Origin of the sequence: Kitasatospora sp. NPDC001547, assembly GCF_042894165.1 — a bacterium.
In the GTDB taxonomy this organism is placed as follows: Bacteria; Actinomycetota; Actinomycetes; order Streptomycetales; family Streptomycetaceae; genus Kitasatospora.
Map to the genome: position 1 here is coordinate 17,402 of NZ_JBIAVL010000026.1, position 26,586 is coordinate 43,987.

Sequence of the window (26,586 nt, forward strand, 5' to 3'; positions counted from 1 at the left end):
GCGACGGATGACAGCTGACAGATTTTGAAATCTGTCAGCTGTCATCCGTCGTCGGTCGGCTGTTACTTGTCCGCTGCCCCCGCGCCGACTACTCCGGGACGATCGCGAACGCCTCGATCTCGATCAGCACCTCGGGCCGGAACAGGGCCGCCACCTGCATCGCGGAGGAGGCCGGCGCCGGAAGCGCGCCCAGGTGCTCGTCGCGGGCCTCACGGACGGCCGCGAGGTGGGCGATGTCCGTCATGAAGTACGTGAGCTTCACGACGTGCTCGAACCCGGCCCCGGCGGCGGCCAGGCAGCGCCGCAGGTTCTCGAAGACCTGCAGCGCCTGGGCCTTCGGGTCGTCCTCGCCGACCAGGTTCCGCTGCTCGTCGAAGGCGACCTGGCCGGAGACCAGGACCAGCCGACCGGTGCCGGTGACGACCTGGGTGTAGCCGGTACCCGGAGCAACCCCGGGCGGCTCGGTGATGTGGGTGAGGTGGGAGGTGGTCATGGCGCGGATCCTCCGCCACGATCCGCCGGGGCCGCAAGCCCGGCCCCGGTGGCGGGCCGCCCTCAGCGCACCACGTCGGGCAGCTCGCGCAGGAACGGGCGGTCAGCGGCGGGGAGCTGGGCCGCCGGGCCACCCGAACGAAGCACCACGTCCAGGACGGCGTCCGGATCGGCGGCGTACCCACCGCTGGCCCAGGCCGCGTTGGCCTCCACCACGGCCCAACTTCCGTCGCCCGTCCGCCCGATGTCCACCACGACGGCGCTCGGCAGCGGCGCGGCCGCCGACGAGGCGGCCAGGACATCACCGGCGAACGCCAGTGCGTCGGCGGCCTGGCCGTCGGGCGCCTGGTCGAGCGGCGCCACCGACAGGTCGTCGTCGATCGCGTACCGGGAGCCGGCCCGCACCTCGCCGTCCAGCACGAACAGCCGGTACTCCACCGCGAACCGCACCACCTCGCTCACCAGCGCCGGCGTGTCCCCGTCCAGCAGCTCGGGCCCGGGCAGCGCCACTCCGTCGGGGTAGACCCGGGCGGCGAACACCTTGTCCACCGGCGGCTTGACGAAGGCCGGGTGCCGCAGGCGGCGGGCCTCGGCCAGCGTGATGCGGGAGACCCGCCGCCCGGTCAGGTCGAGCGGCAGCCGGGTCAGCCAGTCGGCGGCCGGCTCCAGCAGGCCGAGGCCGAACTCCCGCCCTACGGCGTCGCCGAACAGCGGTCCGCCGTAGATGTGCACGCTCGTGTCGAGCAGCTCGGGCGGCGCCTGCCAGGACGTCGCGGTGTACGCCCGCAGACCCCGGCGTCCGGCGGCGGTGCGCAGCTGGAGGCCCGTCTCGTTGATGCGCGGCGCGAGCAGCAGGACGAGGGCGGAGGTGGTGGTCATGGCGACGATGCTGCCGTGGGGGCGGGGACCGCCACCACCGGATTTCGGCGGCTCTCGGCGAGGGACCCCCGGTCGGGGTCTCGGCCCGGTTCCCGGCCCGAGATCCTGGCCCGGTTCCTGGCCCGGTCCCCGGCAGGGAGGAAGGGGAGCGTCTCCGGATCCCCGAGGTGGTCGGCTCTGGCCGAGGGGCGGGTGGGCGTGCCAGAGTCGTGCGGGCGTCGTCCGGGCGGATCCCGGGAGACGCCCGCAGTCCGACCCACCCTCAGCCGGAAGGCAGGCCCGCCGATGACCAGCGCAGCGCCCCTCGTCCACGTCAGCACCGCCGATGCCGTCACCACGCTCACCCTCGACTCGCCGCACAACCGCAACGCGCTCTCCACCCGGCTGATGGCCGAGCTGCGCGCCGGGCTGACCGCCGCCGCGGCCGACCCCGAGGTCCGCGCGGTGGTGCTCGGGCACACCGGCAAGGTGTTCTGCGCGGGCGCGGACCTCTCCGAGGCGACCGGCGCGGACCCGACGGTCGGCCCGCGCGGTCTGGTCGAGCTCCAGCGGGCGATCGTGGACTGCGCCAAGCCGGTGATCGCCGTCATCGACGGGCACGTGCGGGCCGGCGGCCTCGGCCTGGTCGGCGCGGCGGACCTCGCCGTCGCCGGGCCGGCCTCGACCTTCGCCTTCACCGAGGTGCGGCTCGGTCTCGCGCCCGCCGTCATCTCGCTGCCGCTGCGCCCGAAGCTGGACCCGCGCGCCGCCTCCCGCTACTACCTCACCGGCGAGGTCTTCGACGCCGCCGAGGCCGCCCGGATCGGGCTGATCACCAGCGCCACCGACTCCGCCGAGTCCACCGCCGTGGTGCTGAAGGGCCTGCTGGACGCGCTGCGCCTGGGTTCCCCGCAGGGCCTGGCGGAGTCGAAGCGGCTGGCCAACGCCGAGGTGGTGCGCTCCTTCGAACGGGACGCGGACGAGCTGGTGGAGCTGTCGGCGCGGCTCTTCGGCTCGGAGGAGGCGCAGGAGGGCATGCGGTCGTTCCTGGAGAAGCGGCCCGCTCGCTGGGTGCGCTGACGGCGGGATCCCCGGGCGTCCGCGCCCGATGGCCCGGGGACGTCACCGTCCCCGGGCGTCAGGACCGTTCGGACGCCGCCGCCGTTCGCCGGTGCCTCGGCTCCTCGCCGGTGCGTTTGAGTCCTCGCGGGTGCCGCGGGTGCCGCGGCTCCTCGCGGCGTCACGACCAGCGGACCGCCGCCGCGTCGCTCCAGAGTGCGAGCAGGCTCCGGTCGCCGATCGGCTCGACCTTCCCGGCCCGCTCGGCGGACAGCCGGTTCCACAGCAGCGGGTAGAGCTCGTGGGCGGGACCGGTGAGGGTCAGGTCGGCCGGCTCGGGGCTCTCGCCGATGGTGACGGTGGGCGGCTCCTGGGTGATCGTCAGCCGCCAGGAGCCGGCCTCCTCTGCGGTTGCGGTTGCGCCTCCGGCACCGGCTCCGGCGCCAGCACGGGCACCGGCTCCGTCGGTGGCCCGGACCTGGAGGGTGCGCGGCACGTCGCTGCGCAGCGCGGACCGGCCACGGGGCATGAAGCCGCGCACCAGTTCGTCGATGCCGTCCAGGGCGAGCGCGGTGTCCACGACCGGGCCGGGCGCCCCGGCGGCCGCGTCGGCGTCAAGGCGGTGGATGGCGGTCTCGTGCGCCTGGCGCCTGGCCCAGAACGCCAGCGGGCCGGCCGAGGGCAGGAAGCTCCAGCACTCGAGGTCGACGGGCGCCGCGGTGAGCGTGTCCACCAGGGCGGCATGGCCCTCGCGGTACCAGCCGAGCAGCTCGGCGTCCGGTGGCAGCGGCCCGATGGCGGCCTGCGCGCCCGCCTCGTCCAGGGGCGCCCGCAGGCCCCGGGAGACGATGGCGGCGGCCCACCGGTGGACGGAGCCGATGTGTCGCAGCAGGTCCGCCGACTGCCACTCCGGGCAGGTCGGTACGGGGGCCGACGGTTCGGTACGGGCCGCGGCCTCGGCGAGCCGGGTGCCCTCGCGGCGCAGCGCGTCGATGTGCTCGGTGATCTCCATGGGGTGGAGTCTTCCACCGCGGTCGGCTGCAGGTCGCGGATTTCGGACGCTCCTCCGGACGCCTCCCGGCGAACGGGCGGAAGCTACGGGCCGGTAACGTGAGCGCATGCCGATAACCCGTTCCCTCGTCTCAGCCGTCCGGACCGGTGGCCGCCGTGCCGCCGGGCGCCTCGTTCACCGGGGCTGGCGCTGGGTGCAGCAGACCGGTGCGGTCACCAACCGCAACCCCGGCCCGTACCGGTTCGGCGAGCTGGGGGACGGCACGACACTCAGCTTCCCGCTCGGGGCGGTGTTCAACGAGCGGTGGATCACCATCGGGCCGTTCTCGATCATCGGCGAGCGGGTCACCATCAGCGCCGGGTTCCTGCCCGGGCTCGACCTCGGGCCGGATCCGATCGTGCGGATCGGCGGGGGGTGCGTGATCGGCCGGGACAGCCACATCGTCGGGCACCAGTCGATCGTCATCGGCGACGACGTGTGGACCGGGCCCGGCGTGTACATCAGCGACCAGGCCCACGAGTACCGGGACACCGAGCTGCCGATCGGCAAGCAGTGGCCACGCAACGAGCCGGTGGAGATCGGCTCGGGCAGCTGGATCGGCACCGGCTCGGTGATCCTGCCGGGGGCGCGGATCGGCCGCAACGTGGTGGTCGCGGCGGGCGCCGTGGTGCGCGGCGAGGTGCCGGACCACAGTGTGGTCGCCGGGGCGCCGGCCAAGGTGGTGCGCCGCTGGACCGAGGACGAGGGCTGGCAGCCGCCGCTGCGCCACGACGCTCCCCAGCCGGTGCCGGACGGCGTGACCGCGGAGCAGTTGCGCGCCCTGGTCGGCTGGGACCTGCGGCTGCCGGGAGAGCAGGGCTGACGCCGCCGCCGACGTCACGGGTGGCCGACTCGACCTCCTTGCCGACGCCTGGCTCTCGACCTGCTCGCCGACGTCCGACGTCCGACGCCCGATGTCCGACGTCCGACGTCCGATGTCCGACGCCCGCCGGCGCCGGCCGGGGCCCGACTGCCCGCCGCGCCCGGCATCGGAGGTGCCCTGGACTAGCCGGCGAGGGCGGCCTGTTCGGCCGTACGGGCGGCGATGGCGGCGGTGATCCGTGGGACGTCGGCGGGGCGTGTCGGATCCAGGCCGGTCAGCGCGGCGATCCGGCGCAGCCGGTAGTCGACGGTGTTCGGGTGCAGGTGCAGGGCGCTCGCGGTGTGCCGGCGGTTCAGCCCCCCGGCCAGGTGGGTGCGCAGGGTGACGAGCAACTCCCCGGTGTCGGCCAGCGGTTCGAGCAGCGCGGCGAGCCGGGAGCGGGCCCGGCTGGGCCGGGTGAGCTGGTACTCCAGCAGGACGTCGTCCAGCCGGTGCAGCCCCGGCGGTCGGCCGAACGACCGTGCCACGTCCAGGACTTCGTAGGCGAGGGCGGCCGCTGCGGGAACCTCGGCGGGGGTGCCCGCGGCGGCCCCGGCCAGTACGGCCGCACCGGCCGCCCGGGCCGCCGCGGCGAGCGTGGCGGTGAGCACCGGCCAGGGCGCGCCGTCGGTGTCGTCCTCGTCCGGGCCGGGTGACGGGTCGAAGGGGATCAGCACCAGGCCGCCCGTGGGGGTGAGCGCGGTGAGCGCCGACTGCCGGGTGCGGTGGTCGAGTTCGGCCTCGAAGCGGCGCAGCTTGCGGCGGGCGGCGATGCCCGGGTCGACACCGGGAGAGAGCTCGTCGGAGTGGTCGGCGACGGACAGGCAGAGCACGGCGTACCCGGTGGGCAGCCGGAACCCGGCGCGGTCGGCGGCCTCGTCGGCGGGGGTGCCCGCGAGCAGCGCGCCGAGCAAGGAACGCCGGGCCGCGCCCCGCCGGTCGGCACTCGGGTGCCGTCCGTCCAGGTAGCCCGCCCCGGCGGCGGTGGCGGCCTGGCGGAGCTGGTCGAGCAGCAGCCGGTTGAGGACGAGCAGGTCGGCGGCGTCGCCGTCCCGGGCGTGCCGGGTGGCGAACTCCCAGCAGACCTCCAGCCCGAGGTGGTGGGCGAGCAGGACGGCGTCCAGCGGCAGGCCTTCCTCGGCGCGCCGGGCGGCCGACTCCCGGACGGCGGCGAGCTCCTCGGCGGGGGCGGGAAGGCCGGTTCTCACGGTGTGGGCGAGGGCGCGGATGCGGCGCTCGGTGTCCCGGGTCAGCTCGCCGGTGAGCTGTTCGCGGGGCAGCCGGCGGTAGACCGGCACCCGTTCCAGCAGGGCGGCGACCACGGCCTCGGCCAACTCCCGTACACCGCCGAGCAGTCGCTGGTCGGCCGGGAGGCCGCCGATCACCGGGACGCGCCAGTCCGGCGTCCGGTGGGGGGTGCTCGGGGGTGTGCGGCCGTCGCCGCCCGGGGGTGTGGGGTGGGAGCTGGTCGGGGGCGTCCGGTGGGGGGTCGGGGGTGTGCGGTGGGGCGCGTTGTGACCGGTCACAGAGAACACCGTCCAGGTCTGGGGGACGCCCAAGGGCCGGGCCGGAGGGGCGACCGCATGATGGAGCCCTCGGGTTACCTGTTGGTAACAAACTTCCGCTGTGGAGGCAACAGTTGAGAACCCCACTTCTCCGCTTCTCCGCGACTCCCGTGCGCGGCAGGGCCGGCGGCGCACTGGGTGTGCTGCTGCTGGCGGGGGCGCTGGTGGCCGGTGCGACGGTGTCGCCGGCGAGCGCCGCCGCGTCCGCGCCCGCCGTGTCCGGGTCCGCCCCGTCCTCCGTGTCCACGGTGTCGTCCGTGTCCGCTGGGCCGGCTGCGTCCGCCGCGTCCGCCTCGTCCGCTTCGTCCGTCGAACTGCCGCCCGACGGTGACACGGTGGCCTCGCCGCCCGGCGCCAACGACTGGACCTGCCGGCCGAGCGCCGCGCACCCCGCCCCGGTCGTCCTGGTGCACGGCACCTTCGCCAACCGCTACGAGAACTGGCTGGCGCTCTCCCCGTTGCTGAAGAGCCTCGGGTACTGCGTCTTCGCCCTCGACTACGGGACCATCCCCGGCGTCACGTCCAGCGGCAGCGGGCTGCTGCTGCCGATCGGCGGCCTCCGGCCGGTCCCGGAGTCGGCAGCCCAACTCGCCTGGTTCGTGGACCTGGTGCGCAGCGCGACCGGCGCGGCCAAGGTCGACATCGTCGGGCACTCGCAGGGCGGCATGCTGCCGAACTACTACCTCAAGTTCCTCGGCGGCGGGTCCAAGGTCGGTAGGCTGGTCGGGCTGGCGCCGTCCAACCACGGCACGACGCTCGACGGGATCACCAACCTGGCGCCCTACTTCCCGGGCGTCGCGGATCTGATCTACACGGTCTGCCAGGCCTGCCGGGACCAGGCGGTGGGCTCCGACTTCAACAAGGTGATGGCCTCCCGGCCGGACACCGTGCCGGGCGTGAGCTACACGGTGGTCTCGACGGTCCTCGACGAGGTCGTCACCCCGTGGCGGACCCAGTTCCTCAGCGGCCCGGACGTCGACAACGAGGTGGTGCAGGCGCACTGCCCGGTCTCACTGGTGGAACACGTCGGGATCGCGTTCTCGCCGACGGCGCTGCACCTGGTGACCAACGCCCTGGACCCGGCGCACGCCACGCCGGTGTTCTGCGGCTGATGCGATGACGGCGCTCCCGTCTCCCGGGTGGTCCGGGAGACGGGAGCGCCGTCCTGCGTCGGCGCGTCGGTGTGCCGATGTGCTGGCTCCGCTGGTGCGCCGGACCGTCGGCCGGCCGTCAGGCGGCGGCCGTGCGGAAGGTGACGACGGCGGTCGTGCCGTCCGGCTGCAGCTCGTACGTGCCCGAGCCGTCAATCAACGCGGCGTCGTAGCGGGCGAGTTCGACACCGTCGAGGGTGGCGGTGCCGGCCAGGCAGACCAGGAGGGCGGTGCTCCCGTCCGGGACGCCGACGGCGGCGGGCGCGGTGGAGAGGTCCACCGTGGCCTCGACCCGCCCTCGGCGGGTCATCACGTTGAAGTCGACCACCGGGCCGGCCAGCAGGCGGCAGTCGGTGGTGGCGTCGCCGGAGAAGGCGAACGGCCGGAACGGCGCGTCCACCAGCCGCTCGGCGCCGTCGACGGTGAGCGCCATGCCGGCACCCTCGACCAGAGTGATCACCCGGTCGATCCCGGGAAACGGGGAGAACGGCCCGGCCGAGGCGACGTCCGCGAGACTGACCCGCCAGTCGAAGGCGTCCAGTCTGGCTCCGGCCGGGAACCCGGCCACCTCCCTGGTCACCCCGCCCCCGTTGAGCCACGCCGTCGCCGGGCGCGTGCTCGCCCGCAGTACCTGGAAGCGTCCGCTGCTCGTCATGGCCCCGCATCCTGTCACATGACAGATGACGGACAACAGCTGACAGCTGACAGATTTCATCATCTGTCAGCTGTCATCTGTCAGCTGTTATCCGTTGCCCGTCCGCTGTCATCCGTCGTGCGTCGCCCCGCGCCTGACCGACAGCGGCAGCAGCGCCGCCACCGTGGCCGCCAGCGCGACCGTGGTGAGCGCCAGCGGCAGTCCGACCGCGTCGGCGAGGAAGCCGATCACCACCGGGCCGATCAGCATCCCGCCGTACCCGAGCGAGGAGGCGAACGCGACGCCCTGCGGCCCGCCGGCCGCGCCGGCCCGGGCGATGGCGAGCGGGAAGAGGTTGGCCAGGCCGAGGCCGACCAGCACGAACCCGCAGATCGCCACCGGCACCGCCGACGCCAGGGCGGCGACCAGCATGCCGACCGCCGCCGTCAGCCCGCCCAGCAGCATCAGCCGGGTCTGGCCGAGCCTGATGGACAGCCAGGTGCCGCCGACCCGCCCGCCGGCCATCGCGAACGCGTACGCGCCGTACCCGGTGGCGGCGACCACGGAGCTCGCATGGACGTCGTCGGTGAGGTGGAGCGTGGTCCAGTCGGCGATCGCGCCCTCGCCGTACGCGGTGCAGAGCGCGGTGAGGCCGAGCAGCAGGACGAGCAGCCGGGTGCGGGTACGGGCCGAGCCCGCGTCCGTCGCCGAGACCGCCCCGTCGTCGCGCCCCGCCGAGCCCCCGTCCGTCGCCGAGCCCGCCCCGCCCGCACGCCCCGCCGAGCCGGCCCCGTCCGCCCGCCCCGGCGCGACCGGCGTCGCCGCCGGGCTGCGCAGCAGGACGACGCCCGCGCCGGCGGTGACCGCCGCGCCCAGCGCGCCGCTGAGCGCGAGCGCCCACGACGTGCTCAGCGGACCGGCGAGCAGGCCGCTGACGCCGGTGCCGGCCAGCCCGCCGAAGCTGTACCCGGCGTGGAAGCTGGGCATCACGGGCCGCCGCAGTTGCGCGACCAGGTCGACGGCGGCGCTGTTCATCGCGACGTTGGCCCCGCCGTACCCCGCGCCGAACAGCAGCAGCACCCCGCCGAGCGCGGTGACCGAGTGGGCGTGCGCGGGCAGCAGTACGGCGAGGCTCAGCAGGGCGAGCGAGCCGACGGTCACCGCGCGCGAGCCGTACCGCAGGCAGAGCCGGCCGACCGCGGGCATGGTGAGGACGGCGCCGATGGACAGGCAGAGCAGGGCCAGCCCGAGGGCGCTGTGCGAGGCGTCGACCTGACGGCGGATGTCCGGGATGCGGACGACCCAGGCGGCGAAGAGGAAGCCGTCGACGGCGAAGAACGCGGTGAGGGCGACACGTGCAGGACCCCAGGGGCTGTCGGTTGCCGGGGGTGTGCTGCGAGACTGGGGTGAGGGTTGGTCCGGGCGAGTGCGTGAAGCGATTTTGTTTCGAAGCGGCACAAAGTCACAATAGGGGCGTGCAGCTCTCACCATCAAGCCCGAGGCCCGGCACCGGGAACGACTCCGACGCGCCGCGCGACGGCCACCGCCGCGCGGCTCCCGACCGGGGCCGGACGCTGCTCGGCCCCGCGCTCTCCCTGATCCACACCGGTCAGACGCCGACCCGCTCGGCGCTCACCCGCGCGCTGGACGTCACCCGGGCCACCGCCGGCGCGGTCACCGCCGAGCTGGAGGCGCTCGGCCTGATCACCGTCGACTCGCGCCCGGCCGGCGGCGGTCGCGGCCGTCCCTCGCACCGGCTCGCGATCGACCCGCAGGGCCCGGTTGTGATCGCCGGGCAGATCCACGCGGACGGGCTGAGCGTCACCCTGGCCGGCCTCGGCGGGCTGCTGGACGCGCCCCTCCACCTGCCGCTGCCCGCCGCTACCGACCCGGTCCGGATGCTGCGCGCCGTCGCGGTGGCCGGCGCCGAACTCGCCCGTGCGACCGACCGCCGCTGCCTCGGCGCCGCGCTCGCCCTGCCCAACCCGGTCACCGAACCGGACGGCACCGCCCTCGCCGCGCTGCACTTCGCCTGGCCCAGCGGCACCCCCGTCGCCGACCTGTACGACGTCGAGGTCGGCCGCGCCGACCACGGCCCGACCGCGCTGCGCCCGCTGCCCACCGCGATCGCCAACGACGCCAACCTGGCCGCGCTCGCCGAGTACCGGCACGGCGCCGGCCGCGGCGCCCGACACCTGCTCTTCGTCACCTCCGGCCACCGCGGCGTCGGCGGCGCGCTGGTCATCGACGGCCATCTGCACACCGGCAGCGCCGGCCTCGCCCTGGAGGTCGGCCACCTCACCGTCGACCCGCAGGGCCGGCCCTGCATGTGCGGCAACCGGGGCTGCCTCAACTCCGAGACCGACCCCGACGCGCTGTTCGCCGCCGCCGGGCTCACCCCGGATCCGGAGCGCCCACTGCTCGACCAGGCGCGCGAGCTGTGCCGGGCGGCCGCCACGGACGACCGGGCGCGGGCCGCCGTGGAGCACGTCATCGACCGGCTCGGGCTCGGCCTGGCGGGCGTCGCCAACATCCTCAACCCCGACCGGGTGGTCCTCAGCGGGCTGCACCTCCACCTGCTGGAGGCCGCGCCCGACCGGCTGCGGTCGGTGGTAGCCGAGCGCAGCCTGTGGGGGCGCAGCGGCCGGGTGCCGATCGTCGGCGCGGAGCTGGCGCACGGCGCGCTCGCGGGCGCGGCCGAGCTGGCCTGGGGGCCGTACCTGGCGGATCCGCAGTCGGTACCGGTGCTGCCCTGAGGCGATAAGCGGAAGCTGGTGCTTCGGAAATGGTCACTTATCGTGACTCTCATACACTCGTAGTGAGCAGCGGGGGCCACCACGAGGGAGTCAGCGACCATGAGCACCCATCCCGGCATCGAGCCGACCGTCGACGTCGACCGCTCCGACCCGGAGTACCGCGTCTGGCTCAAGGAGGCGGTGCGCAAGGTCCAGGCCGACGCCAACCGCTCCGCCGACACCCACCTGCTCCGCTTCCCGCTGCCCGCGGAGTGGGGGATCGACCTCTACCTCAAGGACGAGTCCACCCACCCGACCGGCTCGCTCAAGCACCGCCTGGCCCGCTCGCTCTTCCTCTACGGGCTCTGCAACGGCTGGATCCGGCCGGGCAAGCCGGTGATCGAGGCCTCCAGCGGCTCCACCGCCGTCTCCGAGGCCTACTTCGCCCAGCTGATCGGCGTGCCGTTCATCGCGGTGATGGCCAAGAGCACCAGCCAGGCCAAGATCGACCTGATCCAGTTCCACGGCGGCGAGTGCCACCTGGTCGAGCGTTCGGACGAGGTCTACGAGGCCTCCGCCCGGCTCGCCGAGGAGACCGGCGGGCACTACATGGACCAGTTCACCTATGCCGAGCGGGCCACCGACTGGCGCGGCAACAACAACATCGCCGAGTCGGTCTTCGCCCAACTGCGCCTGGAACCCCACCCCGAGCCGGCCTGGATCGTCGCCACCGCGGGCACCGGCGGCACCTCGGCGACCATCGCCCGGTTCGTCCACTACATGCAGTACGACACCCGGATCTGCGTGGCGGACCCGGAGAACTCCTGCTTCTTCGACGGCTGGGTGCGCCACGACCCGGCGGCCGTCTGCGAGAGCGGCTCGCGGATCGAGGGCATCGGCCGTCCGCGGATGGAGCCGAGCTTCGTCCCGGGGGCGGTCGACCGGATGATGAAGGTGCCGGACGCCGCGTCGATCGCCGCGGTGCGGGTGCTGGAGCAGGTGCTCGGCAAGAAGGCGGGCGCCTCCACCGGCACGGGCCTGTGGAGCGCGCTGCGCATCGTCGCCGAGATGCGGGAGGCCGGCCGGACGGGCAGCGTGGTCGGCCTGATCTGCGACCCGGGGGACCGCTACCTGGACAAGTACTACTCGGACGACTGGCTGGCGGGCGAGCGGATCGACATCGCGCCCTACCGCGCGGCGCTGGAGTCCTTCCTGGCCGGCGGCGCCTGGACGGGCTGACCCGACCCGCCCGCCGAGCCCGTCCGCGGTGCCCCCGTCCCCGGCTCGACGGCCCGTCACCGCGGGCGAGTTCCCCGGTCGGCGGGCCCACGGCCGGGGCACCGGCGGGCCTACGGCAGCGGCACCGGCGGCAGGTCGGCCGGGACGAGCAGCTGGAGCTCCTCCGTGGACGGGTCCGCGAGGTGGGCGATCCGTACCGCGTGCCGCTCGACCATGGTCTCGAAGACCTGTCGCGCGGTGCGCCCGTTGCCGAAGTTGGGCCCGCGCTCCAGCCCGCCGAAGTGCTCCAGCAGCGCCAGCTCGGTGTCCGCGGAGAGCGCGTACTCGTGCTCGGCGCACTGCGCCCGGGCGATCTCCAGCAGCTCGTCCGCCGAGTAGTCGGGGAACCCGATGGTGCGTGAGAAGCGGGACGAGACACCGGGGTTGGCGGAGAGGAAGCGCTCCATCTCGGCGGTGTAGCCCGCCACGATGACGACCACCTCGTCCCGGTGGTCCTCCATCAGCTTGACCAGGGTGTCGATCGCCTCGCGCCCGAAGTCCCGCGCCCCGTCCTCGGGTGCGAGCGCGTACGCCTCGTCGATGAAGAGCACCCCGCCGCGGGCCCGGTCGAAGGCGGCCGCGGTACGGATCGCGGTGGAGCCGATGTGCTCGCCGACCAGGTCCACCCGGGCCACCTCGACGAGGTGTCCGCGCTGGAGCACCCCGAGCGAGGCGAGGATCTCGCCGTAGAGCCGGGCGACGGTGGTCTTCCCGGTGCCCGGTGCCCCGGTGAAGACCAGGTGCCGGCGCAGCGAGGGCGCCTTGAGCCCGGCCTGGCGGCGGCGCCGGCCGACCGAGATCAGGTCGATCAGCGTGCGCACCTCCTGCTTCACCGTGGCCAGCCCGACCAGGGAGTCCAGCTCGGCGAGCGCCTCGTCGGCCGGACGGCAGTCCGGGATCGGCGCGATCGCCGAGGACGCCGCCGCCGAGGGCGTCGCCATGGAAGACACCAACGCCTGGGCGGCGGGGGCCAGTTGGGCCGTCCGTGGCGCCGGTACGTCGGTGGACCCGAACGACGGACCGGGCCCCGCGCCGTGCCGCCCGGACGCCGGCCCCGACCCCGGCCCCGCCCCGCCACCGGGAGGGGCGGCCGGCACCGGAGCGGCCGCGACGTCGTCCGAGATGCACCCCTCCGTGACCGGCCCCGGCTCGGAGAACTCGAACCCGGCCCGCTGGTTGTGCTCGGCCCGGCACCGGGTGAGCTGGGTCCGGCAGCCGTCGATGATGTGGAAGCCGAAGCCCTTGCCCTGGGAGACCCGGCAGTCCTCGAAGGTGCCCCGCCCCTGCGCCGAGACGTACACCCCGGCGTCGGTGCTGGCGCGTACGGTGCAGTCGCGCAGCACCGGGTCGGCGCCCTTGGTGACGATCACGCCGGTGGCCACGTCGGAGATCTCGCAGTCGGTGAGCAGTCCGCCGCTGCCGTGGTCGCGGAACCAGAGCCCGGTGCCCGACTCCTGCACCCGGCAGGAGGCCAGGGAGACGGTGGCGCCGCCGCTGACCGAGACCGCCGAGCTGCGGATCCGGCTGAACGAGCAGCCCTCGGCGGTGGCGGCGGAGTCCCGGTCGAGGACGAACAGGGCGTCCGGCAGGTCGTGCAGCGAGCAGTCGGTGAGGGTGAGCCGGGCGCCGTCGCTGACCCACAGCGCCGGGTACTCGCCCGTCGAGCCGTGGATCTGGCAGGACTCGGCGACGGCCTCGGTGCCCTGGTCCCAGACCGACAGTGCCCCGCGCCCGAAGTCCCGGACGGTGCTGTGCACGAGGCTCAACCGGGCGCGTCCGCGCAGGTCGGCGCCGTTCTCGGGCAGGTCGTGCACCCGGCAGCCGGTGAGCACCAGCTCCGCCTCGCCGTCCAGGGTCAGCCCGTTGCCGGTGACCCGGTGGATGTCGCAGTCGACCAGCCGCCCGCCCGCGTGCGCCTCGGCCTGCACGCCGCTGCCGCGGATCTCGTAGATCTCGCAGCCGGTCAGTTCGGCCGCGCTGCCCGGGTCGGAGAGCAGGACGCCGGCGCCGGAGGCGTGGTGGACGCGGCAGCGGTCCAGGGCCGCGGTGGCGCCGCCGAGGACGGCCAGTCCGGCCTGTCCGGCGGCGGCGACCTCGCAGTCCTCAAAGGCGGCGGCGGTGTCCGCGCCGCGCAGCCGCAGTCCGAGCCCGCCCGGGTTGGTGACCACGCAGCCGCGCAGGGTCGGCCGGGCGCCGCTGGTGACCTCGACGCCGGTGGCCGAGCGGGTCTCGATCCGGCAGCCGCTGAAGGCGGGCGCCGCCTCCGACCCGGTGATCAGGACGGCCGGGGTGGAGCTGTCACCGCCCTCGACCACCAGGTCGCGTACGGTCGCGGCGGCGGTCACGGTGAGCGCCACCCCGGAGGGCGGGTCGATCCGGACCGTCCCCGGGCCCTGGGCCGGGACGATCGTCACCGGCTTGTCCAGCAGCACGTTCTCCCGGAAGGTGCCCGGCCGCACGGTCACGGTGTCGCCCGGTTCGGCGGCGGCCAGGGCCTCCGCGAGCGTGTCGTACTCGCCCGCGCGGCGACGCCAGCGGGATGCGCTGTCCTGGGTGACCCGGACCCTGTGCTCAGCCATGACGGTCTGTCGTCCCCACCTTCGTCGAGCCGGCGATCATCGGGCCGAACGCGCGGGGGTGCGCGGGCCGTCCGCCCACCGTAGCGCGCCCACGTGGGTGGTCCGGCCGCCCGCGGTCGCGCGGACACCGGTAGCGCTCAACGCCGCCACAGGTTCCGACCACTTGTTTCAACGAGCGCGCACAGCGGTGGTTCCGTGCGGAACGCGCCGGTTCCAGAGCCCGGGACGCGATGAGCGCGGCTCCGCGCGCCGGTGCGCCCCGCCGTCCGGCGGCGCGGGAGGTGGTACGAGCGGTACCCCCACCTCCCGCCCCGAGTGATCAGTGCCCGTCGGCGGGCCAGTGCGCCCCGTCCTCCAGCACCTCGACCTCGTCGCCCAGCCGCAGGGTGCCGAGCTCGTCGCCCTCGACGCCGACCGGCCGCTCGGGGATCAGGTGCTGCCCGAACGCGGCCTTGCGCAGCAGCCGGTGGTGCCGGGCCAGGGTGCGCAGCGGCTCCTTGCCGCGCCGCTCGCCGGTCTCCGGGTCGAGCGTGGTGATCACGCAGCGGCCGCAGGGCTTGACGACCTTGAAGGTGACCGAGCCGATCCGGATCCGGCGCCAGGTGTCCTCGGCCCACGGCTCGGCGCCGCCGATCACCACGCTCGGGCGGAAGCGCTCCATCGGCAGGGTCTCGTGGTCCTCCGGATCCTCGGCGGCGACCAGCTCGTTGAGCCGGTCCAGCGAGGCGGTGGTGGCGAGCAGCAGCGGGAAGCCGTCGGCCATCGAGACGGAGTCGCCGGGCTCGCTGTAGTCGGGGTCGACCGGCCGGGCGCGCGGGTCGTCCAGGTGCACCAGGCGGTAGTCGCCGAGGTGTTCGGCGATCCACTGGTGGGCTTCCTCGGCGGCCTCCGCGGCATGGAAGCGGGTGCCCCAGACCTCGACCTCGGTGAGCGGGTCGCCGGCCGCGGCGGAGGGGGCGGGGACCTCTATCCGGGAGCCGCCGGGGACGGTCAAGGTGAGCACGCCGTCGGGCAGCAGTCCGGCGCGGACCTGTCCGAGGGCCGCGTTCTCCCGCTGGCTGACGAAGCGGCCGGTCGCGTCGGCGAGCATCCAACGGCGGTCCCCGGCAAGGCCCCAGGGTTGGACCACCGCGGAGTCCGGGCTCAGGCGGTACATCGATTTGACGGGATAGACATGGAGTCCGGTGAGCTGCATTCCCCCATCCTGCCAGCCGCCCCCCGGCGCACCGGCAGGCCCCCGGATGCGCACGGACCGCCCGGCACGCCGTGGGGGGCGTGCCGGGCGGTCCGTGGATGACCCGTTTCTCCGTTCGCCCGGCGTACGGGGGGCGCCGGGTGCTGCTCAGGTGGTGCGGGTGCGGGCCGCGTGGGGGGCGGCCTCGGGGTGTCGGTGGGTCAGTAGCCCTGGCCCTGCTGCTGGTAGCCGCCGCCCTGGAACTGGCCGGGTTCGCCGTACTGGCCCGGGCGCTGCGGCTGCATCGGGCGAACCGGTGCGACCGGCGCCATGGCCGGGCGCAGCTGGGCACCGCCGAAGGACTGGTCGCCGCCCTGGCCCTGGAAACCGGGGCCGCCGGCGGCGGTCGGACCGCCGAAGGACTGCTGGCCGCCGAAGCCCTGCGGCCCGGTGGCCTGGCCCTGGCCGAAACCGCCCGGGCCGCCGGCCGGCTGCGCGCCGAAGGTCTGCGGGCCGCCCTGGGCGCCGATGAAGGTGTTCTGGCCGCCGAAGCTCTGGCCGCCGGACGGCTGGTAACCGCCGCCGTTGGTCTGGGTGAAGGCCTGGGTGCCGGCCTGCGGTCGCTGGTACGGCTGGGGGGCGCCGTAGCCGGGGACCGAAGGCTGGGGGGCGGCGTACGCCGGCGCGGGCTGCGCGGGGATGTACGCCGTGGCGGGGCCGGCGGACGGACCGCTGCTCGGGCCGGGGCCCAGGGCGAGGCGGGCGGGCGGCAGCGCGGGGAGGTTGCTGCCTGCACTCTCGTACCCGTTGCCGTAGCGGTTCTCGTAGGACTGGCCGAGGCCGGATCCGTAACCGGACGACAGTGCCGGCGGCAGGGCGGCCGGCACGTTGATGGGTGCGATCTGGGGGACGCCGCGCTCAGCCACGAGGCTGTCGTAAATCGGCGTGCCGGAGGAGAAGGACGGAGAGGGGTAGCCGACTCCGTCGTAGGAGCGGGGCGAGGTCATGGGGCATACGGTAAGCCCACAACGCGCCTGCTGAGGAGAGCGGGAGGGGGAGCAGTTCGAGTGTTTACACAGTCTTCGCTCGCACAAAGGTTTCGAAAGTCGTAAAGACGGACATTCCGGCGTCCGGTTCCGGACAACCTTGGCGCTCCGTCAGTGATCGAACAGCAGCCGGACGGGGCCTCCGGAAGGCCTTGGGGTGTCCGGCCGGTGGACGGTCGGGGGCCCTGCGGAGAAACTTTTTCCGGACGGGCGTGCGCCGGCGCATTCGAGCCCCCGCCGGGGAGGCGGCGGAGGCTCGTGAATGTTTCGGGAATAAAATTCCCGTCAGTCCTCCGGGCGTTCGGTTCAGGCCTGTGACCTGCGCCGTAGGCCCGGTGCCGGCCCGGTGCCGGCGGTCAGTGCGACTGCAGCGCCTGGGCCTGCGCGGGCAGGTCCGGCTTGCCGATCTCGGAGGTGCAGAAGGAGCACCGGGTCGCGGCGGCCGGGATGGAGCTCAGGCACTCCGGGCAGTCCACCTTCGCGGCCGGCGCGGGCTTGGCCGATTCGAAGCGGGACTGGAGCTTGCCGACCGGCAGCACCACGGCGAAGTAGATGACGGCGGCGGTCAGCACGAAGCCGATGACCGCGTTGACGAAGACGCCGTACGGGAACCGGGTTCCGGCCACGTCGAAGGTCTTCTGGGTGAAGTCGCCGACGGCACCGGACGCGACGCCGACCAGCGGGGTGAGGAAGGCGGTGACGAACCCGGTGACGACGGCGGTGAAGGCCGCGCCGATCACGATGCCGACCGCGAGGTCCACCACGTTTCCGCGCAGCAGGAAGCTGCGGAATCCCTTGAACACCGGGTGACTCCAAATCCGTACGGGGGAGGGGAGATGGGGCGGCACGGCGGGTGCCGCCCCGGCCGGACATCCTGCCGAGCGGCCGGGGCCGAGGTCCAACCGCGTTCACCCGCACGGGTAACCGGCGAGGCCGCCGGCACCCGGCGGCCGCGCGTGGCGGGGGCGCTCCGCGTACCGGCCTTTCGGCGGTCGAACATCTGGTCCAATTCGACGGTTTGACACGGCACTTGACACCGGCACGCGCCGGTCAAGGGCGGCGCCGACCCGGCGCGACGGGGTGAGCCGGAGCGCGGCGGGGGGCGAGACGGGGCGCGCGACGGTCGCATCCGGCGCACGACGGCGGCCCCGTGGCGCACACCCGGTGTACACGTGCGGGCGGATGGGCCACCATCAGGTTGCGCGAAGGGGATGTACCGGGCGGAGCGCTGTGCCAAGGTCGGTCCATGCCCGACCATTTGTCGGCCGATCCGGCCGGAAACCGTCCGCGCGTCCTGCATCTGATCAGCGACTCACGCCGTGGCGGAGCACAGAACTTCGCCCGTGACCTCCACCGGGAACTGGGCCGCCGGGGGCAGTCCTCCGCGCTGTGCGCCCTCGCCCCGCATCCGGTGCTCCGGTCCGGCCCCGCCGGGGTGGGTCCGGACCCCGTGCGCCCGGATCACGCGGGCCCGGATTTCCCGGGCCAGGATCCCGCGGGCCCGCGCCCCGCAGGAGCGGAGTCCCCGGGCCCGGACTCCGGGGTCGCGCGCCGGGCCCCGGCCGACTGCTCGGCCGCCTCCGCGCTGCGCTCCGCCGCCGTGCTGGGCCCCGGCCGGCTGCACCCGAGCACCCTGCGGGCACTGCGCTCCGCCGCGCGCACCGCCGACGTGGTGCTCGCCCACGGCTCGGACACCCTGGCCGCCTGCGCCCTCGCCCTGGCCGGCACGGGGACGCCCTTCGTCTACGTCTCGGTCGGCCACCCGCGCTACTGGACCGCCAACCGGCTGCGCCGGGTCCGCGGTGGCGCGCTGATGCACCGGGCGGCCGCCGTCACCACCCTCACCGACGAGGCGCGTGTCGTCCTGGAGGAGCAGTTCCGGCTGCCCGACGGCAAGGTCCACGTGATCCCCAACTCCCGTGCCGCCGAGAGCTACCCGCCCGCCGACGGCCGGGACGACCGGCGTGCCGCGCGGCACGCGCTGGGCCTGCCGGCCGACGTGCTGCTGGTCGCCTGGATCGGGGCGATAGCTCCGGAGAAGCGGCTCGACCTCGCCCTCGACGTACTCGACCGGCTGCCCGACGTCCGGCTGGCCGTCGCCGGGGACGGACCGCTGCGCGAGACGCTGGCCCGCCACCCGGCCGCCGCCCGGGCCCACTTCCTCGGCCCGCTGCCCGACCCGGCCCCGCTCTACCGGGCCGCCGACGCGCTGCTGCTGACCAGCGACAGCGAGGGTGTACCCGGCGCGTTGATCGAGGCGGCGCTGGCCGGGGTCCCCGCCGTGGCGACCGACGTCGGCTGGGTGCGCGAGGTCGTCCGGGACGGCGCCACCGGCGCGCTGGTCGCCCCCGGGGACCCGCTCGCCCTGGCGGAGGCGCTGGGCAAGGTGCTCGCGGTCAACCGGGCGGGCCTCGGCGCGGCGGCCCGGGCGCACGCGCTGGAGCACTTCGAGCTGGGCGCCGTCGTGGACGCCTGGCAGCGACTGGTCACCGAGGTCTCGACGGCGGGCACCGAGAGCGCCGGCTGACCGCGCCGGCCCCGCCTGGGTGGTCCGCCCCGTCCACGGGCGCGGCAGGTTGCGCCGTTCGGGCGAATCCGGCCCGGGCGTGCCGCAGCAACCAGTCGGTAACGAACCGTCGCCAGCACACTGCCCGGTGTGAACTCGAAGTCTCTCCTGCGGTCCACCGTCCTGCTCGCCGTCACCGTCGGGATCGCCGCGTCCCCCGTCCAGGCCGGCGCCATGCCCCACGAACTCCCCGCGGACGTCTCCAAGTTCGTCCAGCTCGATCACCCCCAACCGGTCCGCGAGAGCGCCCGGACCGAGGCGGTCGAGTTCTTCTGGTACGACTGCGGCCACTCCCAGGCGCTCGAACAGCCCCTGCAGGCCTGGGCGGAGAAGCACCACGCCGATGTCGCGCTGCACCGCGTGCCGGCCATCTGGCCCGGCAGCCGGGAGGAGGCCGTACAGCGCGGCCACGCCAGGATGTACTACACGCTGGAGCGCCTCGGACTGGTCGACCGCCTCCAGGCCGACGTCTTCCGCGCCGTGCACAACGAGAAGCTCGACCTCACCACCGAGGCCACCGCGACCAACTGGGCCGCGCGCCACGGCGTCGACCCCCGGACGTTCGGCCGGACGTACCGCTCCGCCGCGGTGACCCAGTCGGTCGAGGACGCCGCCGCCGCCTTCACCCGCTACGGCATCAACGAACTGCCGACGGTCATCGTCCAGGGCGAGTACCGCACCTCGCCGACCCAGGCCGGCGGGGTCGAGGGGATGCCCGAGGTGCTCGACCACCTGGTGCAGCAGGAGCAGGCGAAGAACCACTGAGCCCGCGCGCGGACCGCGCGGCGCAGCTCGCGGCGCGCGGACCTCGCCGGCCTCGCGGATCTCGCGGTGACAGCGGATCAGCTCGCTCATGTGCCCTGCCGGGCAGGCCTTTTGTCCGGCACACACCCTTGTCTAACCGGTAAAGTGCTGTTTAATGGTTAGCATGAGCGAGCTGACGGTCCCGCACGTCCACCACCGCCACGTCGACGTCGACGGTCTGCGCGTCTTCTACCGCGAAGCCGGCCCGGCCGACGCCCCCGTGCTCCTGCTGCTGCACGGCTTCCCCTCCGCCTCCCACCAGTACGCCAGGCTGCTCGACGCGCTCGGCACCCGCTACCGCCTGATAGCCCCCGACTACCCCGGGTTCGGCCACAGCGACAGCCCCGCGCCCGACGCCTTCACGTACCGCTTCGAGACCCTCGCCGACGTGGTCGAGGGCTTCTGCCTCAACCTCGGCCTGGACCGCTTCGCGCTGTACGTCTTCGACTTCGGCGCCCCCGTCGGCCTGCGCCTGGCCACCCGGCACCCGGAGTGGGTCACCGGGCTGGTGGTCCAGAACGGCAACGCCTACGAGGAGGGGCTGTCCGACCAGGCGCGGGAGTTCATCGCCAACCGGCGTGGCGTGCCCGGAGCCGAGCAGGCCGCCCGCTCGATCCTCACGCTGGACGTCACCCGCGCCCAGTACGAGGGCGGCACCGGCGACCCGAGCCTGGTGGCCCCCGACGGCTGGACGCTCGACCAGCACTTCCTCGACCTGCCCGGCCGCAAGGACATCCAAGTCGAACTCGCCCTCGACTACTTCTCCAACGTGGAGCTGTACCCCGACTGGCAGGCCTGGTTGCGCGCCAACCAGCCGCCCACGCTGGTGCTCTGGGGAGTGCACGATCCGTTCTTCACCGCCGCCGGCGCCCGTGCCTACCTGCGCGACCTGCCCGGGGCCGAGCTGCACCTGTTCGACACCGGGCACTTCGCGCTGGAGGAGAAGCTGACGGAGATCGTGCCGCTGATCGACGACTTCCTCGCCCGGGTCGGTAAGTAGCCGGTCGCCCGGGTGAAGTCATCCGGTCCGGCCGATCAGTCGCGGCGCAGCAGGTACGTGACGAAGCCGAACGTCCCCCGGTAGCCGCGCAGCCACTCGGTGCGGTGCCGGTCCGCGGCCTCCCGGGCGGCCGCCGCGTCCGGGTGGTCCGGGTGCTCCAGCGCCCACTGCGCCAGCGAGCCCGTCCAGGAGAACTCGTAGTCGTCCCACTCCTGTTCGCTGCTGACGTACCCGAACACGGGTGTCCAGCCGTCCGCCTGGACCCGGTCGGTGGTCGTCGCCAGATCCGCGTAGTCCTCCCGCGCCGCCCCGCCCAGCCCGTCCAGCGCCGCCTGTGAGGGCTCGCGCTGCCAGAAACCCTCGCCGACCAGCAACCGGCCACCCGGGGCCAGGAGTCCGCGGGCCGCGGCGAGCGTCGGCAGCAGACCGCCGAAGGCGTGGGTGGCACCGACGCACAGCACCAGGTCGAAGGGCTCGCTCGCGGTGAACTCGCGTGCGTCCAGGTGGTGCAGACCGATCCGGCGGACCACACCGAGTGCCGTCGCCGTCTCCCGGGCCTTGGTCAGCGCCGCCGCGTCCAGGTCCACGCCGACCGCCTGCCAGCCCGGGTTGGCCGCCAGCGCCCGGAGCAGCCAGGCGCCCTCACCGCAACCGAGGTCCAGCGCCCGGCCCCGCTCCGTCCCGGCCGTGGCACGGGCCAGGATCCGGGCCACCGACTCGTCCGTCAGCGGGGCCGCGATCGGGTGGTGGGCATGGGCGAGGCGGGAGATCTGCTGACGGTCCATCCGAGCAGTATGGATCCGGCCGCACCGCCGCGCAGGGAATTTCTCACGCCCCGGAGTACGTCCGGCCCTTCCACGCCGCGCCCCGGCCGCGCCAGTGCTGCACCGCCGAGTCGACCGTCATCAGCAGGTACAGCCCCGCGGTGAACGGCAGCAGCAGGACGGCCGCGGCCGGCTGCCCGTAGTAGCGGACCATCGGCAGGTACGTGCCCGCCATCAGCGCCCACGCCGCCCCGCCCGCGGCCGCCACCGCCGGTGCCCCCGCCGCCAGCCCGGCCACCGTCGCCACCGGCGGCACCAGGTACACCAGCGCCAGCCCCAGCACCGTCCCGAGCAGCACCGGTGGCGAGTGCCTGAGCTGGGCGTACGCGCTGCGCGACACCATCCGCCACAGCTGCTCCAGCCGCGGGTACGGGCGCACGCTGTCCACCTCGCCGGCCAGGCCCAGCCAGGTCCGGCCGCCGGTGGACTTCACGGCCCGGGCCAGCGACACGTCGTCGATCACCGCGCCGCGGATCGCCGCCACCCCGCCCGCCCGCTCCAGCGCCTCGCGCCGCACCAGCGAGCAGCCGCCGGCCGCGGCCGCCGTCCGGGCACCCGGACGGTTGCTCCGGCGGAACGGGTACAGCTGGGCGAAGAAGTACACGAAGGCCGGCACGATCAGCCGCTCCCAGCCGGTCTCCACCCGCAGCCGGGCCATCTGCGACACGAGGTCCAGCCCGTTGCTCTCGGCGGCGGCCACCAGCTCGGCCAGCGAGTCCGGGCCGTGCGCGATGTCGGCGTCCGTCAGCAGCAGGTACTCGACGTCCGGACCGGCCAGGGCCACGCCGTGCCGCAGCGCCCACAGCTTGCCGGTCCAGCCCGGCGGCAGCGGGGGAGGGGTGGTGACGGTCAGCTCCAGTCCGTCGATCGTCCGCAGCTCGGCCGCCAGCGCCCCGGTGCCGTCCGAACTGTGGTCGTCCACCAGGATCACCCGGGCCTGCCCCGGGTACTTCTGCGCCAGCAGCGTCGGCAGGCTCACCGGGAGCACGGACGCCTCGTCCCGGGCCGGCACCACGATCGCCGCCCGCGGCCAGCGAACCGGTGGACGACGCGGCGGCAGCCGTACGTCGGTGCGCCAGAACGAGCCGTGGCAGCACGCCAGCCAGAGCCAGACCAGCAGGGAGGACGCGGCGATCCACAGCAGGACGGTCACGTCGGCAGTCTGCCGCAGAACCGGGCCGGGTGGGCGGATCGACTAAAGTCTTGACCCGTGAAGATCGCACTGATGGACTCCGGAATCGGCCTGCTGGCCGCCGCCGCCGCCCTTCGGAAGCTGCGCCCGGACGTGGACCTGGTGCTCTCTTCCAACCCGGCCTCGATGCCGTGGGGGCCGCGTACGCCGGAAGAGGTCACCGAGCTGGCCCTCGGCTGCTGCCGGGCCGCCGCCGCGCTCGAGCCGGACGCGCTGGTGATCGCCTGCAACACGGCCTCCGTCCACGCGCTCGCCGCCCTGCGGGCCGAGCTGGAGCCCGGGCTGCCGGTGATCGGCACCGTCCCGGCGATCAAGCCCGCCGCCGCCCGGGGCGGCCGGGTCGCCATCTGGGCCACCCCGGCCACCACCGGCAGCGCCTACCAGCGCGGACTGATCCGCGACTTCGGCGGCTCGGCGGACGTCACCGAGGTCGCCTGCCCGGGCCTCGCCGACGCGGTCGAGCACGGCGACGACGCGGCCATCACGGCCGCCATCGCGGACGCCGCCGCGCGGACGCCGGCCGGCACCGACGTCATCGTGCTCGGCTGCACCCACTACGAGCTCGTCGACGACCGCATCCGCGCCGCCGTCGCCCCGACCGCCTCCCCGGCGCTCACCCTGCTCGGCTCCGCCGACGCCGTCGCCGCCCAGGCCCTCCGCCGCGTCGCCGACCCCACCCGCACCGGCACCGGAACCCTCACCGTCCTCCACGCCGGCGCCCCGGCCACCCTCCCCCAGGCCGCCGCCCTCTACCCCCAGGGCACCACCCTCGCCACCCTCATCGCCTGACCCGCCCACCAGGGCGCACAGAAAGTCGACCCAGCCGACTTCTCGCGCGTCCCCCTGCCCCATCTGCGCGCATAGCGCCACGGCAGCCGCGCCGGTCTAGCCACCCCTGCGCGCGAGAAGTCGGCCCGGCCGACTTCTCGCGCGCAACCCCCAGCAGCGAGCCCGCCACGGCCCTTTGGAGGTACGGCTCGGACTCCTGCTCCACGAGAGGTCGACGCACAGGGAGGTCGGCCGGGCCGACCTCTGGCGCACTGCGACCGGCCGAATGCCATTATCTACGCGCATAGAACCCCTCCGGCGGGCCGCTGCGCCCAGCTTGGGGTGGAGGCGGCGCACGAGAAGTCGGCCTGTCCGGCTTCTCGCGCAGTGGCTGCGAGGACTTCCTGTTCGCGCCCGCGATGAGATTGGGCCGACTTCCCGTGTGGAGCGCCGAACGCCATCGCTGCGGACGGGCTGCCCTTGAGGCTGCTAACCGGCCGCCAGCCGGGGGTGTGGCACACGAGAAGTCGGCCAGGCCGACTTCTCGCGCAGCGGTCTGCCTCCTGCGCTCCCTGTGCCTATCGACGCACGGCTATACGCGCGAAGACTCCCTTTCCCTGGGTAGTGGGAGGCCGGCCCAGTCGACCTCCCGCGTTGCGTCAGCAGCTGCCGCCACCGCGGAATCGTGGTTGGGGAACGTTCTCGTGGGGCTCGGTTGGCGCACGAGAAGTCGGACCGGCCGACCTTTGGTGCGGCAGGAAGTGGCCCTTCCCGCGCTGAGTGGCTGCAGTGTCTACCCGCGTAGAGCGCGGCAAGTGGGGCTTGCGGTCCGGCCAGGTGCGCAGGAAGTCGGCCTGGCCGACTTCTCGTGGCGCTGCGGCTTGTGCCGTGGGATGAGTTCTGGAGCGGCGTGCAGGGCGTCGATCGGTTCGGCGTTCAGGGGAGGTCCGGCCGACTTTTGGTGCGGCGGGAGTTGCTCCTTGCCGCGAGTGGCCGGCGCGGCAGTTTCTACCCGCGTAGAAGCGTGGCCGAGTGGGGCTTTCGGTCCGGCCAGGTACGCAGAAGTCGGCCGGGTCGACTTCTCGTGCAGGGGGCGCGTGGGGTTCGAGGCTTTTGCCGTGGCGTTCTGTGCAGCGGGGCGCCGGGGTGAGGACCCCATCTATTCGCGTAGATGGAGCGGGTGTTGGAGGGTGTCAGTGCTCTTTATTCCTGGCGCTCGAAATGATCGGGACGGGCGCGGGAGAAGGCGATCTGGTGGCTTGAACCGTGGCCGCACCAAAAGTCGGCCAGGCCGACTTTTGGTGCGGAATCTGGCTCCGGCTAGGCGACGGCTTGGCGGCGCCAGCGGCGGTAGGCGGGTTCGAGGCCGGAGAGGATGGTGTCGAAGCGGCGGGTGCTGGTGGTGGAGTCGACCTGGAGGCGGCTGATCTGGAGGGGATGGGAGGGGAGTCGGGGGCCCAGGCGGTGGTCGGAGAGGAAGCCGAGGCGGTAGCCGAGCTCCTGCAGGACGCTTTCGGCACGGACGTCGTGGCCGCCGTCCGGGTAGGCGAAGGCGATCGGCGGTTCGCCCAGCCAGCGGGTGAGCGCCTCGTGGGCGCCGGTGATCTCGGTGCGCACGGTGTCGTCGTCGCAGCGCCCCAGGCACGGGTGCCCCTGGGTGTGGTTGCCGATGGCGACGCCCCCGTCCCGCAGGGCGAGCAGGTCGGCCGGCGTCAGCTGCTCCTGGCGGGGCGGCCGGCGGTCGGCGCTGACCCGCAGCTCGTGCAGGCTGCGCCGACGGTCCGGGTCCGGCATGGCCTTGAGCCGTCGGAGCAGCTGGGACGGGTGTCCGCAGTCGAGCGACCGGGCCCGGCCTCCGTGCCGGGCGAGGAAGTCGGCCTCGTGCCACCAGAACGGCCGCTCGGTGCCGATGAGCTCCGAGATGACGAACGCGGTGGCCGGGATGCCCCGGGCGTCGAGGGCCGGCAGGGCGTGGGTGAGCACGCTCCGGTCGGCGTCGTCGAAGGTGACCAGGACGCTCCGGGGTGGCAGCGGCCGCCGCTCGGCCACGGCCCGGAGGACCGCGTCGAGCGAGACGGGCGTGGCGAGCCGTTGGAGCCGGTCGAGCTGGGCGCCGAAGGAGCGGTGGTCGGTCACCCCGTGGTAGGCGAGCACCGCGAGCCGCTGGGCGGCCAGGGCCCGGAACAGCGGCTGGACGGGGGCGAACCGCAGCCATTCGCCCCGAGCGTCCTGCTGTTCCGTGTCGACGGCCGCCCGGTGACGGCCCCCGCCGTCCCGGTGCGCACCGTGGTGCTCGCCCTGCCCGCGCTCACCGTGTCGGTGGCCGTCATGGAGGAGATCGTCGTGAAGGACCTCGTCGTGACGGCGCTCGTCGTGACGGCGCTCGTCGTGAAGGAGTTCGTCGTGTGCGCGCTCGCCGAGCAGGCGCTCACCGCGCTGACGATCGGCATGCAGACGGTCGGTGTGCAGGCGGTCGACGGACCGGCCGACGGTGCGCCGGCCCGTCGGCCACCCGGCGGGCGGAGGCAGCGCGCGCACGCCGGGCGTCGGCCGCGCGCGGGCCGTGGAGATCGATGTACTGGACTGGGACTGCGGCACGGTTCCCCCTCGTTCGCCGAGCGGCGTGGCGGTACCGCCGGAGGACGGAGCCCGGCCTCCGACTCCAGGGGCGGCGGCTCCGCTCCTGGATATTCCTGTTCTCGGTGGGGGGTTCACACCCGTCCCTCGAACGGCTCCTGGATCACTCAATGCCATTGAGACCGCTGCGCCGGACGGATGGTTGTACCGGGGGGACGAGGATTTTTCGTGGACTGATTGTGGAGCCGGAAAGCCCGCGCGGACGTCTCGTACACACCTCGGAGCGGCCGTCGCGCGCCCCTGACCAGCCCGGATCCGCCGGTTGCGCAGCGTGTTCGAACCTTCACTCACTGCGGGCTGCCCCCCACGCC

Annotated in this window: 23 protein-coding genes; 10 read left to right on the forward strand and 13 right to left on the reverse strand. The window is 74.3% G+C overall.

Translation table 11 applies throughout. The features are described 5' to 3' along the window. Positions 1-88: 88 nt before the first annotated feature. Positions 89-493, reverse strand: a complete 405-nt coding sequence (locus tag ACFY0X_RS31625) for a RidA family protein (RefSeq protein WP_387759739.1) — start codon at positions 491-493, stop codon at positions 89-91. Positions 494-555: 62 nt separating this feature from the next. Next, entirely contained in the window at positions 556-1,371 is an 816-nt protein-coding gene (locus ACFY0X_RS31630) for an ATP-grasp domain-containing protein (RefSeq protein ID WP_387759740.1), read from the reverse strand. 285 nt (positions 1,372-1,656) lie between these two features. On the opposite strand from ACFY0X_RS31630, the gene ACFY0X_RS31635 reads away from it, so the two are divergent. Further along, a complete protein-coding gene (locus ACFY0X_RS31635; RefSeq protein WP_387759741.1) occupies positions 1,657-2,430 on the forward strand; it encodes an enoyl-CoA hydratase family protein in 774 nt (257 codons plus the stop codon). Positions 2,431-2,590: 160 nt separating this feature from the next. Here the strand turns inward: ACFY0X_RS31635 and ACFY0X_RS31640 are convergent, their stop codons facing one another. After that, positions 2,591-3,421 (reverse strand): maleylpyruvate isomerase N-terminal domain-containing protein, encoded by an 831-nt coding sequence (locus ACFY0X_RS31640; protein ID WP_387759742.1) that lies wholly within the window; start codon positions 3,419-3,421, stop codon positions 2,591-2,593. A gap of 106 nt (positions 3,422-3,527) precedes the next feature. Here ACFY0X_RS31640 and ACFY0X_RS31645 point away from each other — a divergent pair, with 106 nt between their 5' ends. Further along, positions 3,528-4,283, forward strand: coding sequence for an acyltransferase (locus ACFY0X_RS31645; protein ID WP_387759743.1), 756 nt, complete (start codon positions 3,528-3,530; stop codon positions 4,281-4,283). A gap of 182 nt (positions 4,284-4,465) precedes the next feature. Here ACFY0X_RS31645 and ACFY0X_RS31650 read toward each other — a convergent pair whose 3' ends face one another. After that, positions 4,466-5,848, reverse strand: a complete 1,383-nt coding sequence (locus ACFY0X_RS31650) for a PucR family transcriptional regulator (protein WP_387759745.1) — start codon at positions 5,846-5,848, stop codon at positions 4,466-4,468. A 278-nt stretch (positions 5,849-6,126) separates the two neighbouring features. Between ACFY0X_RS31650 and ACFY0X_RS31655 the strand changes: the two genes are divergently transcribed. Continuing rightward, positions 6,127-6,999 carry an esterase/lipase family protein gene (locus ACFY0X_RS31655; RefSeq protein WP_387759820.1) on the forward strand — a complete coding sequence of 291 codons (873 nt, stop codon included), beginning with the start codon at positions 6,127-6,129 and terminating at the stop codon, positions 6,997-6,999. Positions 7,000-7,117: 118 nt separating this feature from the next. On the opposite strand, the gene ACFY0X_RS31660 is transcribed toward ACFY0X_RS31655, so the two are convergent. Together ACFY0X_RS31660 and ACFY0X_RS31665 are read right to left on the reverse strand one after the other, a co-directional pair. Beyond that, the gene (locus ACFY0X_RS31660; protein WP_387759747.1) at positions 7,118-7,693 is read right to left on the reverse strand and encodes a HutD family protein; all 576 of its coding nucleotides are present in this window, start codon (positions 7,691-7,693) and stop codon (positions 7,118-7,120) included. Positions 7,694-7,801: 108 nt separating this feature from the next. Then, on the reverse strand, positions 7,802-9,130 hold the full coding sequence (locus tag ACFY0X_RS31665; protein WP_387759749.1) for an MFS transporter: 1,329 nt from the start codon (positions 9,128-9,130) through the stop codon (positions 7,802-7,804). A 17-nt stretch (positions 9,131-9,147) separates the two neighbouring features. Between ACFY0X_RS31665 and ACFY0X_RS31670 the strand changes: the two genes are divergently transcribed. Both ACFY0X_RS31670 and ACFY0X_RS31675 read left to right on the forward strand, forming a co-directional pair. Continuing rightward, positions 9,148-10,428: an ROK family protein gene (locus tag ACFY0X_RS31670; protein ID WP_387759751.1), complete on the forward strand. Its 1,281-nt coding sequence runs from the start codon at positions 9,148-9,150 to the stop codon at positions 10,426-10,428. Between the two features lie 99 nt (positions 10,429-10,527). After that, on the forward strand, positions 10,528-11,646 hold the full coding sequence (locus ACFY0X_RS31675) for a PLP-dependent cysteine synthase family protein (RefSeq protein ID WP_387759752.1): 1,119 nt from the start codon (positions 10,528-10,530) through the stop codon (positions 11,644-11,646). A gap of 110 nt (positions 11,647-11,756) precedes the next feature. Here the strand turns inward: ACFY0X_RS31675 and ACFY0X_RS31680 are convergent, their stop codons facing one another. The 4 genes from ACFY0X_RS31680 to mscL all read right to left on the reverse strand — a co-directional run bounded on the left by ACFY0X_RS31680 (position 11,757) and on the right by mscL (position 17,287). Next, on the reverse strand, positions 11,757-14,264 hold the full coding sequence (locus tag ACFY0X_RS31680) for a right-handed parallel beta-helix repeat-containing protein (RefSeq protein ID WP_387759754.1): 2,508 nt from the start codon (positions 14,262-14,264) through the stop codon (positions 11,757-11,759). 319 nt (positions 14,265-14,583) lie between these two features. Beyond that, positions 14,584-15,459 carry an MOSC domain-containing protein gene (locus ACFY0X_RS31685; RefSeq protein WP_387759755.1) on the reverse strand — a complete coding sequence of 292 codons (876 nt, stop codon included), beginning with the start codon at positions 15,457-15,459 and terminating at the stop codon, positions 14,584-14,586. Positions 15,460-15,659: 200 nt separating this feature from the next. Beyond that, positions 15,660-16,445 (reverse strand): DUF6643 family protein, encoded by a 786-nt coding sequence (locus tag ACFY0X_RS31690; RefSeq protein WP_387759757.1) that lies wholly within the window; start codon positions 16,443-16,445, stop codon positions 15,660-15,662. A gap of 395 nt (positions 16,446-16,840) precedes the next feature. Then, on the reverse strand, positions 16,841-17,287 hold the full coding sequence (gene mscL / locus ACFY0X_RS31695; RefSeq protein WP_387759758.1) for a large conductance mechanosensitive channel protein MscL: 447 nt from the start codon (positions 17,285-17,287) through the stop codon (positions 16,841-16,843). A gap of 443 nt (positions 17,288-17,730) precedes the next feature. Between mscL and ACFY0X_RS31700 the strand changes: the two genes are divergently transcribed. From ACFY0X_RS31700 to ACFY0X_RS31710, 3 genes are all read left to right on the forward strand, one after another. Continuing rightward, the gene (locus ACFY0X_RS31700) at positions 17,731-19,011 is read left to right on the forward strand and encodes a glycosyltransferase family 4 protein (RefSeq protein WP_387759760.1); all 1,281 of its coding nucleotides are present in this window, start codon (positions 17,731-17,733) and stop codon (positions 19,009-19,011) included. Between the two features lie 129 nt (positions 19,012-19,140). Then, entirely contained in the window at positions 19,141-19,815 is a 675-nt protein-coding gene (locus ACFY0X_RS31705) for a thiol:disulfide interchange protein DsbA/DsbL (RefSeq protein ID WP_387759761.1), read from the forward strand. A 163-nt stretch (positions 19,816-19,978) separates the two neighbouring features. Continuing rightward, positions 19,979-20,854, forward strand: a complete 876-nt coding sequence (locus ACFY0X_RS31710) for an alpha/beta fold hydrolase (protein WP_387759763.1) — start codon at positions 19,979-19,981, stop codon at positions 20,852-20,854. Positions 20,855-20,889: 35 nt separating this feature from the next. Here ACFY0X_RS31710 and ACFY0X_RS31715 read toward each other — a convergent pair whose 3' ends face one another. Both ACFY0X_RS31715 and ACFY0X_RS31720 read right to left on the reverse strand, forming a co-directional pair. Beyond that, entirely contained in the window at positions 20,890-21,639 is a 750-nt protein-coding gene (locus ACFY0X_RS31715; RefSeq protein ID WP_387759764.1) for an SAM-dependent methyltransferase, read from the reverse strand. A 43-nt stretch (positions 21,640-21,682) separates the two neighbouring features. Continuing rightward, positions 21,683-22,831: a glycosyltransferase gene (locus ACFY0X_RS31720; protein ID WP_387759765.1), complete on the reverse strand. Its 1,149-nt coding sequence runs from the start codon at positions 22,829-22,831 to the stop codon at positions 21,683-21,685. A 57-nt stretch (positions 22,832-22,888) separates the two neighbouring features. Between ACFY0X_RS31720 and ACFY0X_RS31725 the strand changes: the two genes are divergently transcribed. Then, positions 22,889-23,659: a glutamate racemase gene (locus ACFY0X_RS31725; protein WP_387759766.1), complete on the forward strand. Its 771-nt coding sequence runs from the start codon at positions 22,889-22,891 to the stop codon at positions 23,657-23,659. A gap of 1,299 nt (positions 23,660-24,958) precedes the next feature. On the opposite strand, the gene ACFY0X_RS31730 is transcribed toward ACFY0X_RS31725, so the two are convergent. Then, positions 24,959-25,774: a polysaccharide deacetylase family protein gene (locus tag ACFY0X_RS31730; protein WP_387759767.1), complete on the reverse strand. Its 816-nt coding sequence runs from the start codon at positions 25,772-25,774 to the stop codon at positions 24,959-24,961. Here ACFY0X_RS31730 and ACFY0X_RS31735 point away from each other — a divergent pair. After that, positions 25,763-26,395 (forward strand): hypothetical protein, encoded by a 633-nt coding sequence (locus ACFY0X_RS31735; RefSeq protein WP_387759768.1) that lies wholly within the window; start codon positions 25,763-25,765, stop codon positions 26,393-26,395. The two genes, ACFY0X_RS31730 and ACFY0X_RS31735, sit on opposite strands and share 12 nt — an antisense overlap. The last annotated feature ends 191 nt before the right edge of the window (positions 26,396-26,586 follow it).

What these genes read in the sequence shown, in the direction of transcription:
- ACFY0X_RS31625 (WP_387759739.1), bottom strand. Translation starts at nt 493, where the DNA reads ATGACCACCTCCCACCTCACCCACATCACCGAGCCGCCCGGGGTTGCT.
- ACFY0X_RS31630 (WP_387759740.1), bottom strand. Translation starts at nt 1,371, where the DNA reads ATGACCACCACCTCCGCCCTCGTCCTGCTGCTCGCGCCGCGCATCAAC.
- ACFY0X_RS31635 (WP_387759741.1), top strand. Translation starts at nt 1,657, where the DNA reads ATGACCAGCGCAGCGCCCCTCGTCCACGTCAGCACCGCCGATGCCGTC.
- ACFY0X_RS31640 (WP_387759742.1), bottom strand. Translation starts at nt 3,421, where the DNA reads ATGGAGATCACCGAGCACATCGACGCGCTGCGCCGCGAGGGCACCCGG.
- ACFY0X_RS31645 (WP_387759743.1), top strand. Translation starts at nt 3,528, where the DNA reads ATGCCGATAACCCGTTCCCTCGTCTCAGCCGTCCGGACCGGTGGCCGC.
- ACFY0X_RS31660 (WP_387759747.1), bottom strand. Translation starts at nt 7,693, where the DNA reads ATGACGAGCAGCGGACGCTTCCAGGTACTGCGGGCGAGCACGCGCCCG.
- ACFY0X_RS31675 (WP_387759752.1), top strand. Translation starts at nt 10,528, where the DNA reads ATGAGCACCCATCCCGGCATCGAGCCGACCGTCGACGTCGACCGCTCC.
- ACFY0X_RS31680 (WP_387759754.1), bottom strand. Translation starts at nt 14,264, where the DNA reads ATGGCTGAGCACAGGGTCCGGGTCACCCAGGACAGCGCATCCCGCTGG.
- ACFY0X_RS31685 (WP_387759755.1), bottom strand. Translation starts at nt 15,459, where the DNA reads ATGCAGCTCACCGGACTCCATGTCTATCCCGTCAAATCGATGTACCGC.
- ACFY0X_RS31690 (WP_387759757.1), bottom strand. Translation starts at nt 16,445, where the DNA reads ATGACCTCGCCCCGCTCCTACGACGGAGTCGGCTACCCCTCTCCGTCC.
- ACFY0X_RS31700 (WP_387759760.1), top strand. Translation starts at nt 17,731, where the DNA reads ATGCCCGACCATTTGTCGGCCGATCCGGCCGGAAACCGTCCGCGCGTC.
- ACFY0X_RS31710 (WP_387759763.1), top strand. Translation starts at nt 19,979, where the DNA reads ATGAGCGAGCTGACGGTCCCGCACGTCCACCACCGCCACGTCGACGTC.
- ACFY0X_RS31715 (WP_387759764.1), bottom strand. Translation starts at nt 21,639, where the DNA reads ATGGACCGTCAGCAGATCTCCCGCCTCGCCCATGCCCACCACCCGATC.